The sequence below is a fragment of the Pseudomonas sp. VS40 genome (assembly GCF_018587885.1).
Taxonomy (GTDB): Bacteria; Pseudomonadota; Gammaproteobacteria; order Pseudomonadales; family Pseudomonadaceae; genus Aquipseudomonas; species Aquipseudomonas pergaminensis.
In genome coordinates this window covers 384,074-401,622 of sequence record NZ_JAGYWD010000005.1, presented here as the reverse complement: position 1 = coordinate 401,622, position 17,549 = coordinate 384,074, and the positions used below count along the sequence as shown (strand labels likewise).

Annotated in this window: 15 protein-coding genes; 12 read left to right on the top strand and 3 right to left on the bottom strand. The window is 62.2% G+C overall.

The window, feature by feature from the left end; all coding sequences use genetic code 11:
- The first annotated feature begins 119 nt into the window (after positions 1–119).
- From KHP07_RS17505 to KHP07_RS17465, 9 genes are all read left to right on the top strand, one after another.
- Positions 120–1,949, top strand: a complete 1,830-nt coding sequence (locus KHP07_RS17505) for an extracellular solute-binding protein (RefSeq protein ID WP_214497621.1) — start codon at positions 120–122, stop codon at positions 1,947–1,949.
- Positions 1,946–3,784: an extracellular solute-binding protein gene (locus tag KHP07_RS17500; RefSeq protein ID WP_214497620.1), complete on the top strand. Its 1,839-nt coding sequence runs from the start codon at positions 1,946–1,948 to the stop codon at positions 3,782–3,784. The genes KHP07_RS17505 and KHP07_RS17500 overlap by 4 nt, the downstream gene beginning before the upstream one ends.
- A complete protein-coding gene (locus KHP07_RS17495) occupies positions 3,785–4,861 on the top strand; it encodes a microcin C ABC transporter permease YejB (RefSeq protein WP_078048081.1) in 1,077 nt (358 codons plus the stop codon).
- A 1-nt stretch (position 4,862) separates the two neighbouring features.
- Complete coding sequence (locus tag KHP07_RS17490) at positions 4,863–5,882, top strand: ABC transporter permease (RefSeq protein ID WP_012723835.1); 1,020 nt, start codon at positions 4,863–4,865, stop codon at positions 5,880–5,882.
- A gap of 1 nt (position 5,883) precedes the next feature.
- Positions 5,884–7,485 (top strand): ABC transporter ATP-binding protein, encoded by a 1,602-nt coding sequence (locus KHP07_RS17485; RefSeq protein WP_214497619.1) that lies wholly within the window; start codon positions 5,884–5,886, stop codon positions 7,483–7,485.
- Between the two features lie 185 nt (positions 7,486–7,670).
- Positions 7,671–8,192 (top strand): sigma-70 family RNA polymerase sigma factor, encoded by a 522-nt coding sequence (locus KHP07_RS17480; protein ID WP_078048079.1) that lies wholly within the window; start codon positions 7,671–7,673, stop codon positions 8,190–8,192.
- The gene (locus KHP07_RS17475) at positions 8,189–9,139 is read left to right on the top strand and encodes a FecR domain-containing protein (protein ID WP_214497618.1); all 951 of its coding nucleotides are present in this window, start codon (positions 8,189–8,191) and stop codon (positions 9,137–9,139) included. The genes KHP07_RS17480 and KHP07_RS17475 overlap by 4 nt, the downstream gene beginning before the upstream one ends.
- A gap of 97 nt (positions 9,140–9,236) precedes the next feature.
- Complete coding sequence (locus KHP07_RS17470; protein WP_214497617.1) at positions 9,237–11,699, top strand: TonB-dependent siderophore receptor; 2,463 nt, start codon at positions 9,237–9,239, stop codon at positions 11,697–11,699.
- A gap of 133 nt (positions 11,700–11,832) precedes the next feature.
- Positions 11,833–12,726, top strand: a complete 894-nt coding sequence (locus KHP07_RS17465; protein ID WP_250883606.1) for an AraC family transcriptional regulator — start codon at positions 11,833–11,835, stop codon at positions 12,724–12,726.
- Here the strand turns inward: KHP07_RS17465 and KHP07_RS17460 are convergent.
- Positions 12,668–13,255, bottom strand: coding sequence for a LysE family translocator (locus KHP07_RS17460; RefSeq protein WP_078048075.1), 588 nt, complete (start codon positions 13,253–13,255; stop codon positions 12,668–12,670). The two genes, KHP07_RS17465 and KHP07_RS17460, sit on opposite strands and share 59 nt — an antisense overlap.
- A gap of 131 nt (positions 13,256–13,386) precedes the next feature.
- On the opposite strand from KHP07_RS17460, the gene KHP07_RS17455 reads away from it, so the two are divergent.
- From KHP07_RS17455 to KHP07_RS17445, 3 genes are all read left to right on the top strand, one after another.
- A complete protein-coding gene (locus KHP07_RS17455; RefSeq protein WP_214497616.1) occupies positions 13,387–13,635 on the top strand; it encodes a hypothetical protein in 249 nt (82 codons plus the stop codon).
- A gap of 131 nt (positions 13,636–13,766) precedes the next feature.
- On the top strand, positions 13,767–14,609 hold the full coding sequence (locus KHP07_RS17450; protein WP_214497615.1) for an alpha/beta fold hydrolase: 843 nt from the start codon (positions 13,767–13,769) through the stop codon (positions 14,607–14,609).
- A gap of 64 nt (positions 14,610–14,673) precedes the next feature.
- Positions 14,674–15,267, top strand: a complete 594-nt coding sequence (locus KHP07_RS17445; RefSeq protein WP_214497614.1) for a TetR/AcrR family transcriptional regulator — start codon at positions 14,674–14,676, stop codon at positions 15,265–15,267.
- Here KHP07_RS17445 and KHP07_RS17440 read toward each other — a convergent pair.
- Complete coding sequence (locus KHP07_RS17440) at positions 15,260–16,948, bottom strand: phospholipase D-like domain-containing protein (RefSeq protein WP_214497613.1); 1,689 nt, start codon at positions 16,946–16,948, stop codon at positions 15,260–15,262. The two genes, KHP07_RS17445 and KHP07_RS17440, sit on opposite strands and share 8 nt — an antisense overlap.
- Before the next feature lie 53 nt (positions 16,949–17,001).
- On the bottom strand, positions 17,002–17,436 hold the full coding sequence (locus KHP07_RS17435) for a winged helix-turn-helix transcriptional regulator (RefSeq protein WP_078048071.1): 435 nt from the start codon (positions 17,434–17,436) through the stop codon (positions 17,002–17,004).
- Positions 17,437–17,549 lie beyond the last annotated feature (113 nt).

Sequence of the window (17,549 nt, the reverse complement as noted above, 5' to 3'; positions counted from 1 at the left end):
GCTCACCACGCAAGCCAGCGCCACATGGAATCTCCGTCAGCCGACCGGCTTTTTCCAACCGGAACAAGCTGTTACTGTACCGATCATAAAGCCCAAGCCGCCTGGATCGGATCCCTGACTTGAAGCGTCCCCTCCTTCTACTAATAAGTCTGGCCTTGAGCTTTGCTGCGAACGCGACGATTACCGAGAGCCACGGTTATGCACAGTTCGGCAGCCTCAAGTACCCGGCCAAATTCACCCACTTCGATTGGGTAAACCCTGCAGCGCCGAAAGGCGGGACATTGCGGGTCATGGCCTTTGGCACCTTCGACACCCTCAACCCCTACACCTTCAAGGGCTCCAGCCCGGTTTCCACGCCCAACTTCCTGCAATACGGCGTCAATGAGCTGAACGAGCCGTTGATGGTCGGCACCGGCCTGTACGCGCCTTCCGGCGATGAACCCACCTCCAGCTATGGGTTGATCGCCCAGTCGGTGGAATACAGCGAGGACCGCAGCTGGGTGGTGTTCAACCTGCGCCCGGAAGCGCGCTTTCACGATGGCAAGCCGATCACCGCCTCTGACGTGGCGTTTTCCTATCGCACCCTGCTGACCGAAGGCCACCCGCAGTACCGCACCAACCTGCAGGAAGTGGCACGGGTGGATATCCTCAACCGGCACCGCATCCGCTTTGTGTTCAAGCGCGCCGGCAACCCGTTGCTGATCCTGCGCCTGGGCGAGTTGCCGGTATTGCCCCAGCACTATTGGAAAAACCGCGATTTCAAGGCCACCACTTTTGAACCGCCACTGGGCAGCGGGCCGTACCGCATCAGCAAGGTCACGCCTGGCCGGCAACTGGTGTTCGAACGGGTCAAGGATTACTGGGGCAAGGACCTGCCGGTCAATCAGGGTTTCTATAACTACGACAAGGTCGAAGTGGAGTTCTACCGCGACAGCGACGTGGCCTTCGAAGCCTTCAAGGCCGGCGAGTTCGATATCTACATAGAGCACCAGGCCAAGAACTGGGCCAATGGCTACAACTTCCCCGCGGTGAACCGTGGCGACGTGATCAAGGCGCAGATCGCCCACCAGATCCCGACCCAGAGCCAGGGCCTGTTCATGAACACCCGGCGGCCCACCTTCAGCCAGACCAAGGTGCGTGAAGCCCTGGGGCTGATGTTCGACTTCGAATGGACCAACCGCACCCTGTTCAGCAGCGCCTACAAGCGCACCTTGAGCTACTACCCCAACAGCGAATTCGCCGCGACCGGTGTGCCCACCGGCCATGAGTGGCTGATGCTCTCGCCTTACCGCGAGCAGTTGCCGGCCAACCTGTTTACCCAGCCGTTCAGCCTGCCCCAAACCGACGGGCGTGGCATCCCCCGCGAAACCCTGCGCCGTGCGCTGGCGCTGCTCAGCGACGCCGGCTGGAAGCTTTCCGGCCAGCGCCTGCTCAACAAGGACGGCCAACCGCTGCGTTTCGAGATACTGCTGGTCAACCCGAACCTGGAGCGCATCCTGCAGCCCTACGTCGAGAACTTGATCAGCATCGGCATCGACGCGCGCCTGCGCACCGTCGACCGCGCCCAGTACAAGCAACGCCTGGATCAATTCGACTTCGACATGATCCTGATCACCCTCAACCAGACCCTGAGCCCGGGCCTTGAGCAGTGGCAGTATTTCCACTCCAGCCAGGCCGCGATCAAGGGCAGCAAGAACTTCGCAGGCATCGCCAACCCGGTTGTCGATCACCTGCTGGAACACCTGCTGGCTGCCAAGACCCGCGAGGAACAACTGGCCGCCGGCCGTGCCCTGGACCGGGTGCTGCTGTGGCAGCACTACAGCATTCCCAACTGGTACCTCAACTATCATCGCTTGGCGTACCGCAACCGGTTCGCCTTTGTCACCACGCCGCCCTACAGCCTGGGCCTGAGCGCATGGTGGCTGAAAGCTTCGGAGAAAGCCCAATGATGTCTTTGCGTACTGCCCTGCTCGGCGGCCTGCTGCTGTGCACCATGGCCCAAGCCGCCCCGCAACATGCGTTGACGCTCTACAACGAGCCGCCGAAATACCCCGCCGACTTCAAGCATTTCGACTACGTCAACCCGGATGCGCCCAAGGGCGGCACGTTCCGAGAGTCGGCCATGGGCGGTTTCGATAGCCTCAACCCCTACATCAGCAAGGGCGTACCGGCCGACAACCTCGGCCTGATCTACGACACTCTGGCCATGCAGAGCCTGGATGAACCCATCACCGAGTACGGCCTGGTCGCCGGCAAGATCGAAAAAGCCCCGGACAACAGTTGGGTGCGCTTCTACCTGCGCCCCGAAGCACGCTTCCACGACGGCCACCCGATCCGCGCCGAAGATGTGGTGTTTACCTTCCAGGAATTGATCAAGGAAGGCTCGCCGATCTACCGCACCTATTACGCCGACGTCGACGAAGTGGTCGCCGAGGACCCGCTGAAGGTGCTGTTCAAGTTCAAGCGCACCAATAACCGCGAATTGCCGCTGATCCTCGGCCAACTGCCGGTATTGCCCAAGCATTGGTGGGCGACCCGCGACTTCGCCAAGGGCAACCTTGAAGTGCCGCTGGGCAGCGGGCCGTACAAGGTCGCCGAGGTGAAGGCCGGGCGCATGATCCGCTACGAGCGGGTCAAAGACTACTGGGCCAAGGACCTGCCGGTCGCCAAGGGTTTCTACAACTTCGATAACCGCATCACCGACTATTACCGCGACAGCACCGTGTCCCTGGAAGCCCTCAAGGCCGGGCAGTTCGACTACTGGCTGGAATTCAGCGCCAAGAACTGGGCCAACGCCTACAACATCCCGGCGGTGGCCCAGGGTCGCCTGATCAAGGAAGAAATCCCCAACGGCAACCCCACCGGCATGCAGGGCTTCGTGTTCAACATGCGCAAACCGATGTTCCAGGACGTGCGGGTGCGCAAGGCCATCAGCCTGTTGCTGGATTTCGAGTGGAGCAACAAGCAGTTGTTCAACGGTGCCTACACCCGCACCCGCAGTTACTTCGAAAACTCGGAGATGGCCGCCACCGGCCTGCCAGGTCCAGACGAGCTGAAAATCCTCGAGCCCCTGCGCGACAAGATCCCGCCCGAAGTCTTCACCCAGGCGTTCGAACCGGCCAAGACCGACGGCAGCGGCATGATCCGCACCCAGCAACGCGAAGCCTACCAACTGCTGCAGGAAGCCGGCTGGCGCATCGTCGACGACAAGATGGTCGACACCACTGGCAAGCCGGTGAAAATCGAGTTCCTGCTGGCCCAGACCGAGTTCGAGCGCATCCTGCTGCCGTTCAAGCGCAACCTGGCTGACCTGGGGATCGACCTGGTGATCCGCCGGGTGGACGTCTCGCAGTTCGTCAACCGCATTCGCTCGCGGGACTTCGACATGCTGGTGGGCAGCTTCCCGCAGTCCACCTCGCCGGGCAATGAACAACGGGAGTTCTGGAAGTCTTCCAGCGCCGACAAACCTGGCAGCCGCAACTACATGGGCCTCAAGGACCCGGCCATCGACCAGTTGGTGGAAGAGCTGATCGACGCCGATTCGCGCAAAAGCCTGGTGGCGCATGCCAAGGCCCTGGACCGCGTGTTGCAGTTCGGCTACTACGTGATCCCGAACTGGCACATCAAGACCTTCCGCGTCGCGTACTGGGACCACCTGGGCCACCCCAAAGTCCCGCCGCGCTACGACGTCGGCACGGCCACCTGGTGGGCCAAACCCGACGCCAAGCCTGCCATTCCCCTAGACACGAGCACCCACGCCGATCCGGCGAGCGGAGGCGATTAAATGCTGGCCTATATCTTTCGCCGCCTGTTACTGATCATCCCTACGCTGTTCGGGATCCTGCTGATCAACTTCGTCATCATCCAGGCCGCCCCCGGGGGCCCGGTGGAACAGATGATCGCTAAGCTCGAAGGCTTTGAAGGCGCCACCAGCCGCATTGCCGGCGGCGGTGCCGAGGTGTCGGTGGCCGGTTCCAGCAGCTACCGAGGCGCCCAGGGCCTGGACCCGGCGCTGATCAAGGAAATCGAGAAGATGTACGGCTTCGACAAATCGGCGCCGGAACGCCTGTGGATCATGGTCAAGAACTACGCCCAGCTGGATTTCGGCGACAGCTTCTTTCGTGACGCCAAGGTCATCGATCTGATCAAGGAAAAGATGCCGGTGTCCATCTCCCTCGGGTTATGGAGCACGCTGATCATGTACCTGGTGTCCATCCCCCTGGGGATCGCCAAGGCCACGCGGCACGGCAGCCATTTCGATGTGTGGACCAGTTCGGCGATCATCGTCGGCTACGCGATCCCGGCGTTCCTGTTTGCGATCCTGTTGATCGTGGTGTTTGCCGGTGGCAGTTACCTGGACTGGTTCCCCTTGCGCGGGCTCACGTCGAACAACTTCGACGAGCTGAGCTGGGGCGGCAAGGTCCTCGATTACTTCTGGCACCTGGCGCTGCCTATCACGGCCTTGGTGATCGGCAACTTTGCCACCATGACCCTGCTGACCAAGAACAGCTTTCTCGACGAGATCAACAAGCAGTACGTGATCACCGCCAAAGCCAAGGGCCTGACCAACCACCGCGTGCTGTACGGCCATGTGTTCCGCAATGCGATGTTGCTGGTAATCGCCGGCTTCCCTTCGGCGTTTATCGGCATTTTCTTCACCGGTTCGCTGCTGGTGGAGGTGATCTTTTCCCTCGACGGCCTGGGCCTGATGAGCTTTGAAGCGGCGATCAACCGCGACTACCCGGTGGTGTTCGGCACGTTGTTCATCTTCACCCTGTTGGGGCTGATTGTGAAACTGATCGGCGACCTCACCTACACCCTGGTCGATCCGCGCATCGACTTTGCCAGCCGGGAGCATTGAGATGAATCTATCCCCCCTCAATCGCCGCCGGTTCGAGCGGTTCAAGGCCAACAAGCGCGGCTGGTGGTCGCTGTGGCTGTTCCTGATTCTGTTTGTGCTGAGCCTGGGCGCCGAGCTGATCGCCAACGACAAGCCTCTGGCCGTGCACTACGACGGTGGCTGGTACTTCCCGGCGCTCAAGCGCTACCCGGAGACCACCTTTGGCGGCGAGTTCCCGCTGGAGGCCAACTACAAGAGCCCGTATATCCAGGAACTGCTCAAGGCCAAGGACGCCTGGACCTTATGGGCGCCGATCCCGTTCAGCTACCAGAGCATCAACTACGACCTCAAGGTGCCCGCCCCGGCGCCGCCCTCTTCAGTGAACCTGCTGGGCACCGACGACCAAGGCCGCGACGTACTGGCGCGGGTCATCTACGGCTTCCGTGTGTCGGTGCTGTTTGCCCTGACGCTGACAGTGCTCAGCTCGATCATCGGCGTGATCGCCGGGGCCTTGCAGGGCTTCTATGGCGGCTGGGTCGACCTGGCGGGGCAGCGGTTCCTGGAAATATGGTCCGGGTTGCCGGTGTTGTACTTGCTGATCATCCTCGCCAGTTTCGTGCAGCCCAACTTCTGGTGGCTGCTGGGGATCATGCTGCTGTTTTCGTGGATGAGCCTGGTGGACGTGGTACGCGCCGAGTTCCTGCGCGGACGCAACCTGGAATACGTGCGCGCCGCCAGGGCCCTGGGCATGCAGAACGGCGCGATCATGTTCCGCCACATTTTGCCGAATGCGATGGTGTCGACCATGACCTTCATGCCGTTCATCCTCACCGGCGCCATCGGCACCCTCACCGCCCTGGACTTCCTCGGCTTTGGTTTGCCGGCTGGCTCGCCATCGCTGGGTGAACTGGTGGCCCAAGGCAAATCCAATCTGCAAGCGCCGTGGCTGGGCATGAGTGCCTTTGCCGTGCTGGCAATCATGTTGAGTTTGCTGGTGTTTATCGGCGAGTCCGCTCGCGATGCCTTCGACCCGAGGAAATGAGATGAATCAGGACAATCTGATCGAAATCCGCGACCTCTCCGTCGAGTTTGTCACGGGCGACCATCACCACCGTGTGGTGAACAACGTCAGCTTCGACATCAAGCGCGGCGAAACCATCGCGCTGGTGGGCGAAAGCGGTTCGGGCAAATCGGTGACGGCCCACTCGATCCTGCGCCTGCTGCCCTACCCGCTGGCGCGGCACCCCTCTGGCACCATCAACTATGCCGGGCAGGACCTGCTGACACTCAAAGAAAAAACCATCCGCCACATTCGCGGCAACCGCATTGCGATGATCTTCCAGGAGCCGATGACCTCCTTGAACCCGCTGCACAACATCGAGAAGCAGATCAATGAAGTGCTGGGCCTGCACAAGGGGCTCACCGGCAAGGTCGCCACCCAGCGCACCCTGGAGTTGCTGGAACTGGTGGGCATTCCCGAACCGCACAAGCGCCTCAAGGCCCTGCCCCATGAGTTGTCCGGCGGCCAGCGCCAGCGGGTGATGATCGCCATGGCATTGGCCAATGAGCCAGAACTGCTGATTGCCGATGAGCCGACCACGGCGCTGGATGTGACGGTGCAACTGAAGATCCTGGAACTGCTCAAGGAGTTGCAGGCGCGCTTGGGCATGGCGCTGCTGTTGATCAGCCATGACCTTAACCTGGTGCGGCGCATTGCCCACCGCGTGTGCGTGATGCAGAAGGGTTGCATCGTCGAACAGGCGGACTGCGAGACGCTGTTCCAGTCGCCCCAGCATCCCTACACCCAGGAACTGCTTGCGGCCGAGCCCAGTGGCGGGCCCGCCAACAACGCGGTGGGCGCGCCGCTTTTGGAAGTCGATGACCTCAAGGTGTGGTTCCCGATCAAGAAAGGCTTTTTGCGCAACACCGTCGACTACGTCAAGGCGGTGGACGGTATCAACTTCAGCCTGCCCCAGGGGCAGACCCTGGGCATCGTTGGCGAAAGCGGCTCGGGCAAATCCACCCTGGGCCTGGCGATTTTGCGGTTGATCGCCAGCAAGGGCGGGATCCGCTTCGAAGGCCAGCAACTGGACAAGCTGACCCAGCAGCAGGTGCGCCCGCTGCGCCGGGAAATGCAGGTGGTGTTCCAGGACCCGTTCGGCAGCCTGAGCCCGCGCATGTGCGTCAGCGAGATCGTCGGTGAAGGCCTGCGCATCCACAAGATGGGTACACCGGCCGAGCAGGAAGTCGCGATTATCGCAGCACTCAAGGAGGTGGGCCTGGACCCGGAATCCCGGCACCGCTACCCCCACGAATTCTCCGGCGGCCAGCGCCAACGCATCGCCATCGCCCGCGCACTGGTGCTCAAGCCACGCCTGATCCTGCTCGACGAACCCACCTCGGCCCTCGACCGCACGGTGCAACGCCAGGTGGTGGAACTGCTACGCAGCCTGCAGGCCAAGTACAACCTGACATACCTGTTTATCAGCCATGACTTGGCCGTGGTCAAAGCCTTGAGTCACCAGTTGATGGTGGTCAAACATGGGCAGGTGGTGGAGCAAGGCGATGCCCAGGCGATTTTCGCCGATCCGCAGCATGCCTACACCCGTCAGCTGCTGGAGGCCGCGTTCCTAGTACCCGCCTGACCCAAAATGCGGGAGCTGGCTCGGCTGCGTTAGCGGCGGGCCAGCCTATACATTCATCGACTGATGCGCCGCCATCGCGGGCAAGCCCGCTCCCCCATAACAGCCATTCAATATCATTTGCGCGCACGCGCCCCCTTTGCTTTAATCGCGACCAATTCTTATTTACGCCAATCCTTTTGCGCTGGATGGAAATCGTGTCGACCTCTTTCACCCACCTCTACGGCACCCACCACAGCTGGCTGCTCGGCCTGTTACGGCGCCGCTTGAACGACCGCTGGGATGCCGCCGACCTGGCCCACGACACGTTTATCCGTATCCTCAACCGGCCTCCGGTCGAGACCGATCACCTGCGCCAGCGCTCCTACCTGGCCACCATCGCCCGTGGCTTGTGCATCGACCACTGGCGCCGCCGTCAGCTCGAAAAAGCCTGGCTGGAGAGCCTGGCCCTGTGCCCGGAAGCCATCCAGCCTTCACCGGAACAACGCGCAATCATCGTCGAGACCCTCTACGAAGTAGACGCCATGCTCGCGCGCCTGCCGAAGAAAGTCAGCGAAGCCTTCCTGCTCGCCCAGTTGCACGGCCAGCCTTACAAACAGATCGCCGAGCACCTGGGCGTGGGTGAACGCATGGTCAAGAAATACATGGCCCAGGCCCTTCTGCACTGCGCCATCCTTGAAGCCGAACTCGACGGGATGCTGGTGCAATGAACACTTCCGGCACCCTCAGCCATGCCAGCCTGGAGCAGGCGGCGCACTGGTACGTGCGCCTGCAGGACCCGGCCGGCAACCAGGAGCACCAGCGTTGGCAAGCCTGGGTGGCACAGAACCCCGAGCACCTGGCGGCCTGGCAGTATGTCGAGCGGGTCAGCCAACGCTTTGCGCCCTTGATGGAACAACCCCAAGGCGCCAGCCGGGCGTTGCGCAGTTCGCGGCGCCAGACCCTCAAGACGCTGTTGGTGCTGTGTGCCGGTTCGACACTGGCCTGGGGCACCTGGCGCACGACCGCCCTGCCTCGACTGGTTGGCGGCTGGCGTGCGGACTACGCCACCGGCAGCGGCGAGACGCGCGATGCGCTGCTGGCCGATGGCAGCCATGTGTGGCTGAACGCCTTGAGTGCGTTGGATGTGCGTTTTGATGGGCTACAACGGTTGTTGCAGTTGCGCTTTGGCGAAGTGCTGATCGACACGGCCAAGGACGCCAGCCGGCCATTCCTGGTGGACACCGAACACGGGCGTATGCAGGCGCTGGGGACACATTTCAGTGTGCTGCACGGCGAGCATCACACCCAGCTCAACGTCTTCGAAGGGCGGGTGCAGGTCACCACGCACGACGCGCAGGCACGCATCCTCGAAGCCGGCCAACAGGTGTCCTTTACGCGCGACGGCTTCGCCCCTACTGCACCGGTCTCCCCGGCCCGTGAAGCCTGGAGCCGTGGCGTGCTGTTGGCGGACAACCTCCCGCTGGGCCAATTGATCGCCGAACTCAACCGCTATCGCCCCGGCCACCTGGGCTGCGACCCGGCTGTGGCGCAACTGCCGGTGATGGGTTCATTCCCGCTGATCGACAGCGATCACGCCCTGCACCTGTTGCAAGCGGCGCTGCCGATTCGCGTCGACAGGCCGATGCCCTGGTGGGTCACTGTCGGGCCAAAGTAAAAAAACGCTAAATGTCAGTTCCCTTTTCCCACACTCGTTCGGTTAACCCTGCAGACGCTCTATTTCGCCGATCGATTTGATCCAAAGGGAACCCTTCATGTCGCAACCTGCTCGTTTTGCGCTGCGCCCATTGGCGCTGGCCACGTCGCTGTTTTGCCTCGGCGCGCCGGCGGCCTACGCCGCCGAATCAGCCGCCACCCAGGAAGCCACTCGCAACTACCGGATCGCCGCCGGCTCCCTGGTCAGTGTGTTGAACAGCTTTGCCGAGCAGTCCGGCCTTTTCATCGCAGGCCATAACAACCTCGCCGCCGGTAAAACCAGCCCCGGCCTGAATGGCAGCTACACCCCCGCCAGCGGTTTGCAGCGCCTGTTGCAAGGCAGTGGCTTGCAGGCCGTCGCCCAGGGCAATAACAGCTACGTACTGGAGCCGATTCCAGCCAACAGCGGCGCCCTGGAGCTGGGCGCCACCACGATCTCCGGCCAGGGCCTGGGCGCGACCACCGAAGACACGCATTCGTACACCACCGGTTCCATGGCGTCGGCCACCGGCCTGCCGCTGTCGATGCGCGAAACCCCGCAATCGGTCACGGTGATCACCCGCCAGCAGATGGACGACCAGGGCTCCACGAACATCGCCGACACCCTGCGCCGCGCCCCTGGCGTCAGCGTGCAGAACTACGACAGCGAGCGCTGGGAGTTCTCCAGCCGGGGCTTGCCGATCACCAATTTCCAGTATGACGGCGTCAACTCCACCTACGACGGCGTGTATGACTACGGCACCACCAGCACCGACATGGCGGTGTATGACCACCTGGAAATCATCAAGGGCTCGGCCGGCCTGCTGAGCGGCTCCGGCGACCCGTCGGCCACCGTCAACCTGATCCGCAAGAAACCCACGGCGGCGTTCAAGGCCTCGGTGACCCAGACCTTCGGTTCCTGGGACAACTACCGCACCGAAGGCGACCTTTCCGGCCCGCTGACCGAGTCCGGCAATGTGCGCGGGCGTTTTGTCGGTGTGTACCAGGACCGCCAGTCGTACCTGGACCACTACCAGCACACCAAGGACATCGCCTACGGCATCCTCGAAGCCGACTTGACGCCCGACACCCTGCTGACCTTCGGCATCGACCAGCAGGACACGCGCTCACGCGGCGCCAGTTGGACCGGTTTCCCGATGTATTTCAGCGACGGTTCGCGCACCCACTTCTCGCGTTCGTTCAACCCGGCCGCCGACTGGAGCCGCCGCGATTTCACCAACCAGACGCTCTTCGCCTCAGTGCAGCAGAAGCTGGCGAATGACTGGTCGCTCAAGGTCAGCCTCGACCGCAAGCGCAGCCAGCACGACACCCTGCTCGCGTCCGCCAGCGGTGGCAACCCGGACCCGGTCAGCGGCGAGAACATGTACATGTTCATGGGCAAGTACAAGGGCGACCAGGTGCAGAACACCCTGGACGTCAACCTCAGCGGGCCGTTCAGCCTGTTTGGCCGCGAGCACGAGTTGATCATGGGCTTCATGGCCACCCGCTCTAAACAGGACGTGCCGGTGTACGGCTCGATCTACCCACTGGTGGGCGGCAGTATCTTCGACTGGCACGGCGAATACGCCAAGCCGTACATCCCGCGCAGCGGCCAGAACGATATCGTGCAGCGCCAGACCGGGGCGTACCTGGCCACGCGCCTGAAACCCACCGATGATTTGTCGGTGATCCTCGGCACCCGCGTGAGCACGTTCAGCGGCACCGACACCACCGACTTCTACGACCCGACCAAGGCCGACAACCGCACCACCTACCACCAGAGCGGCGTGGTCACGCCGTACGCCGGCATCGTCTATGACCTCAACGACACCTGGTCGGTGTACACCAGCTACACCCAGATCTATCGCCCGCAAACCAGCAAGGACGCCGACCGCAAACTGCTTGATCCAATCGAAGGCGATACCTACGAAGCCGGGATCAAGGCCGCGTTCTACGACGGCCGCCTCAACGCCAGCTTTGCAGCGTTTCGCATTGAGCAGGACAATGTTGCCGAGTACGTCTCGGGCTTCGAGACCGACTCGGTGTACCGCGCCATCGCCGGCGCCACCACCAAAGGCTTCGAAGCGGAGTTGTCGGGTGAAGTGCTGGACGGCTGGAACGTCTCCGCCGGCTACACTTACCAACACACCCGCGACGCCAATGACGGCTACGTCTACAGCTCGGTGCTGCAAACCACCACGCCACAGCAAGTGGTGCGCCTGTTCAGCACTTACCGCCTGCCCGGCGCCCTGGAGAACGTCACCGTCGGCGGCGGCGTGAACTGGCAGAGCGAATTCTTCGGCAATGTGTTCCAGCCGGACCCGAATGACACGGTCAACTTCGGCCACAACTCGCGCATCACCCAGGACAGCTACTACCTGGTGGACCTGATGGCGCGCTACCGCTTCAACGACCACCTGAGCACCACGCTCAACGTGAAGAACCTGTTCGACAAAACGTACTACACGGGCCTGGGCAACTTCGGCACCGGTTTCTACGGCGAACCGCGTAGCCTGCAATTGGCGACCAAGTGGGACTTCTAGGCTCGAACGCTAACCGGTGGCAAGGGAGCTTGCTCTCTTGCCAAACGTGCAGCAGCCGCGCTTAAGCACCTGAAACTTGTGGCAGCCTGTGCAATGATCCTCCTTCGATCTCTCAAGGGACGGAACAGCCACCATGCTGCCGAACACCCCCATGCATCCCGCGCACGCGCCGCAGTTCTGGCGCGACGAGCGCCTGCCGTTCATCGAAGCGCGCACCATCGCCGACGGACGCAAGGTCACCTACGGTCGGCACGCCCACGAGCACTTCTCCATCGGTGCGGTGACCCTGGGGCGCAGCTATTACCACTACGGCGCGCAGACCTTCCAGATCAGCGCCGGCACCGTGGTGTTGATGAACCCGGGCGATGTGCACGCCTGCAACCCCATCGATAACGAGCACTGGTCTTATCAGATGCTGTACCTCGATACGCCCTGGCTGACCGACCTGCAATACCAATTGGGGTTCAGCACCGACCAGGGCTATCGAGCGTTCAACACCCCTTACACGTGCGACCCCGTGTTGTATCGCGGGCTGTTGGCGCTCTACCGCACACTGGTGGACACGCAAGCTGAACACCTGCAAAAGCAAAGTGCGCTGGTGAGTTACTTCAGTGAAGTGCAACAGCGCCTCAACCCCTCCGACACGCCGCCACGTGAGGTCAACCACAAGCTGGAACGCGCCGCCGAGTTCATCCGCGCCCATTGCACCCAGGCGTTGAAACTCGAAGATATCTGCCTGGCTGCCGAGTTATCGCCGTCCTACCTGATTCGCGCGTTCAAGCAGTATTACGGGCTGACGCCCCATGCGCTCCTGGTGAACCAGCGTATCCAGTTTGCCCGCGCCCAGTTGCGTAACGGCGAGCTGATCGCCGAGGTCGCCCTGGCCGCCGGCTTTGCCGACCAGGCGCATTTCCAGCGCGCGTTCAAGCTGCACTTCGCCGCCACGCCCGGGCAGTACCGCGACCTGCTCAAGCCATCAGCAAATAACCCACACTGGCCACCAGCAACGCGGCCATTGAGCGGTTGAACACACGCACGCCCTGGGGATTGCCCAGGTAGCGGCGCAGAAACGTCCCGGCATAGGCCCAGCACGCCACCGACAGGTAGCAGATCACCAGGTAGAGGCTCGCGAACAGCCACACTTGCTGCGCATCACCGTCGGCCACAAACAGCCCCATCCCCGCGACGCAGGCCAGCCATGCCTTGGGGTTGAGCCATTGCATGACCGCGCCATACAGCATCGACGGCGCGGTGGCGGTGCCATCGGCATCCAGCCGGCCATCGTCCACTGCCAGCTTCCAGGCCATGTACAGCAGGAAGACCACCCCGCCCCACTGGATCAACTGAGTCAGGATCGGCCAGCGCAGCAGCACTTCATGCAAGCCCAGGCCGATCAATACCAGCAACAAGGTAAAACCCGCCGCCGCGCCAAACACGTGTTTCTGGCTCGCCACAAAACCGAAGCGCGCCCCTGAACTCAGGGCGACCACATTCACAGGTCCCGGTGTGATGGAGGTGGCCAACGCAAACGCAGCCATGGAAACGATCAAGCTCATTGCAATTCCTTCTTATTCGAACGAGTGGCGATGGGTCCACGGTAAAGCGCATCAAGAGCGGGGTATTGAACAAAATAACCCTCGTCGAATTATTTTGTAGACGATCGCCGCAACTCCCGTGGATGGCCGACATGTCCCAGCGGCAGCGTGACCATCTAGACGAAGCGGCCAGCCAGGTGCCCACCCGCAATATCCCCGATTGGCTGCTGCGCCTGCTGGCACGTTTCGATCCGCTCCTGCGCGGCCTGACCCCCAACCTCGGCCGCCAACATCGCCACACAGCCGAAAAAGCCCGCGTCATGCTCGGCTGGCAAACACGCCCGACCCGCGAAACGCTGATCGATTGTGCCAACAGCCTGATTGCCCACAAGGGGCTTTAGACGCTTTTATTCCATTGATATAACTGCATTTTTTTCTTTCGAACGGCAGGTTTTGATAGGCAAAAATGCGTATTTGCCGGGCCGCAGCCGATGCTAGAGTTCAGCCCCCTCAACACAAAAAAGGAACCGCTATGTCACGTCGCCTGTTGGCAGCCGCCTGCCTGATGCTGTTTTTTTCTGCGGCCCAAGCAGCTGAACGCTGGGAAACCCTGCCGCCAACGCCCGCCCCCGTGGCTGGCGCCAAGGGCGGCTACGCCGCCGTCAACGGCATCAAGGTCTATTACACCCGCACCGGCCATGGCTCGCCGGTGGTGCTGCTGCACGGTGGTTTGTCCAACTCCGATTACTGGGGCAACCAGGTCAAGGCGCTGGCCGCCAAGCACACGGTGATCAGTATCGACAGCCGTGGCCACGGGCGCAGCTCGCGGGACGACAAACCCTACGGCTACGACCTGATGGCCGACGACGTGGTCGCCGTGCTCGACAGCCTGAAAATCCCCCGCGCCGATATCGTCGGCTGGAGCGACGGCGCCATCATCGGCATCGACCTGGCCCTGCGTCACCCGGACCGTATCGGCAAAGTGTTCGCCTTCGCCGCCAACACCCAGACTGCCGGGGTGAAGGATGGCGTCGAGAAGAACCCCACCTTCGCGGCCTTCATCGAACGCGCGGGCAAGGAGTACGGCAAGCTGTCGCCAACGCCGAAAGAGTACGACGCGTTTGTCGAACAGATCAGCCACATGTGGGCCAGCCAACCGAACTGGACCGACGCGCAACTGCAAAGCATCAAGACGCCGATCCTGATTGCCGATGGCGACCATGACGAGGCGATCAAGCGCGAACACACCGAGTACATGGCCGCGACCATTCCCGGTGCGGGCCTGTTGATCCTGCCCAATACCAGCCACTTTGCCTTCCTGCAGGACCCGGCGTTGTTCAATGCGGCATTGCTGGGCTTCCTCGACGGCAAATAGACCCTGTACCCTGTCGGCGCGCATCACCTGCGCGCCCACCGTTTCCAGCCACGTCAGGACGCCAATGCCCAACCCCATTCCACGACGGCGCAACGCCGCCGTCACGCGCGAAGCCATCTTGCTCTCCGCGCGCAAAGCGTTCGCCCAATCGGGCTATGACGGCGCCGGCGTAGGTGAAATCGCCGCCGGCGCGGGGGTGACCGCGATGCTGGTCAACCGCTACTTCAGCTCCAAGGAGCAGCTGTTTGCCGAAGTGATCGCCGACACCATGGCCACCCCCATCATCCTCACCGAAGGCAACCTCCCTTCGCAAAATCTCGGACGCACCCTCGCCACCGCATTGGTCAGCATCACCGAAGCCGGCAGCACGCCGCTGGAAGGTTTCCTGATCATGCTGCACTCGGCTTCCAGCAAACGCACCGCCATCATCGGCCGCGAACAGGTGGAAAAAGGTCACCAGGCGACCATGGCCGCTGCCCTCAAGGGCGCTCACCACGAGGAGCGCGCGGCACTGGTGATGGCGTTGGTTTCCGGGTTCCAGGTGATGCGCCAAATGCTCGAACTGTCGGCACTGGCCAAGGCCGATCCCCAGGTGTTGGTCGACCTGCTGACGCCGCTGTTCCAGCAGTTGGTGGATGGCCAACCCCAGCCTATTTGACGAACAACTCGCGGTCCCGCGCCTTCACATGACCGGGTCGGTAGTAGGCGTCAAACCAGGTTTTTTGCCCCGCTGCCGGTGGCTTGGCCAGGCGCAGGGTCTGCAGCGCACCGGGCTGGCTGGCATTGACGCGAAAGTGGAAGTGGTCAAACAGGCGCAACGCCTCGATGGCATACACCACGGCGACCTTGCGGTCTTCAATGCGGATCAGGTGGTCGCCGTTGTTCTTCTCCCCGCCTCCGGCCAGGTTGGATGACCCGGTGTACACCGTGGGGTTGGCGCCGTTGAAGTCGGTGACTACAAACTTGTTGTGCACCATGTTCCCCGCATTGCCCGACCATTCCGACCTGAACGGCGCCGGCGCGTTACTCGCCAGGTAGGCGAACGGCAGCAGCCCCACCGAGCCGTCCGGCTTGCGCACCGCCAGCTTGCCGGTGCGCTGGGCCACGCCATAGGAGAACAGCGCGCGCCGCATCAACTCATCCAGCGCGGTGCGCACTTTGCCGTTGATCAGGCTGAGGAACACGATGGAATACAGCACCGAGCTGGTGGCGTTTTCGATGCTGGTGGCGATGGGGTCCAGGGACAGTGCGCTGTCAGCATGGGGTGCAAAGCACAACGACACTTTGGAGCCCGGCTCGTCGCGCACCACCCACCACTTTTGCGCGAGCGGATGCTGGCGGAACATCGCGGGCGAATGCCAGTAAACATCGAATACCTCTGCAAACTTGCCCGCGACCCTTTCATCGTCGAACAACAGCACGTTATTGGCCTGTATATACAAACCACGCAGGGCAAAGTTAGTGGAGCCGCCCAGCACGCGGATCGCCTTGCCGGCGCGGCGCACAATCAGCACCTTATTGTGCTGCTGGCTGGAAAAATGCAAGCGCTTGACCTGCGCCCCGGCTGCGCTCAAGCGCGTGGCGCTGAGGCTTTCACAGCTGTCGGCGGCGCCCTGGTCGCCATGGTCATCGATGATTGCGCGCAGGCGCGGGCCGAGGTGTTCCAGGCGGCGCAGGAGGTCGGGCTCCTTGCTTTCGTAGATCAGTGCATCAAGGGTCAGCTCGGGGTCGTTGGCCACTTGATCCAGCACCTGCAGAATCAACTGCCGTGCCTCGAACCCCAGCCATTGGTAATTGCGTTCGAACGGCGCCATGTCCAACGCCAGGTAGGCGCTGGGTGCAGAGCGAGCCGGCGGCAGGATACGTGTTTCATTATCGAAACGGTCGCCGTACGCCTGGGACGACGCAAAACCTCGGGTGAAGCCGATATTCACGAACTGGTTGAGGGTTTGCGCTTCGAGGCTGACCTGCCCCTCCACGCCCACACCCTTGCTCAGCACGCCGTCGGCGCGCATGTAGCAGGCGGTGACCCGGTAGCGGTAATAGCCCGGCAGGATCTCGCTGGGCACATGGATCCAGCGGAATTTCTGGAACGGCGCCTCGGTGGACGGAAAAGTACGCGGGCGCTCGGGCGTGGGTGGGTAGTCGAAGTGCAACCGGTTGTGCAGCACGCCCCAGTGCGTACTGCCGGGGTAACGCACTTCGATGCTGAAGCCGACAAAATCGACGGTGGCGAGGTCGGGGGCCAGGTCGAATGCCAGCAGTGCAGCGCCCTCTCCTCGGTACAGCTTGAAGGTCAACCCTTGGAATGTTGTCTTGCTCTCGAAATCGGCGCTCAAGTGATGTCCCTTCCAATGGGAGACGTTCCTTAGAGTCTAGCGCCTGTGCGGCATCAAGCCAGTGGCGATTGCGTGACGATATCGCCGATGCCCAACACCCGCCCATCCTCGGCAACGATCTGCACGTTACGCAGGGGCTTGAGCGAGCGCGCATCCAGCACCTGGGCGCTGACATGCTCGGCCTCAGTGAAGGCTTGGCCCCATTGCGCCAGCGTCACCAGCACCGGCATGAGCGCGCGGCCTTTGTCAGTGAGCTGGTATTCGCTGCGCGCGCCGACTTCGCTGGTGTGCAACAGGCCCTGCTCGACCATGTCCTTGAGCCGTGTGGCGAGGATGTTTTTTGCCACGCCCAGGTGCTTCTGGAAATCACCGAAGCGCGTCACCCCGGCGAAGGCGTCGCGAATGATCAGCAACGTCCACCAGTCACCCACCACGTCCAAGGCGCGAGCCACCGGGCAGCCGTCGCCTTCCAGGCATTTGCGTTTCATCGTCGGCCCTCCAGGCAGGCGTAAAATTAGGTTGCATTATAGGACCAACAGGCTCAGGATAAAAACGGTTTCATTATTAAACCAAATTCATCCCTTATTTCGCAGGCTGGAGC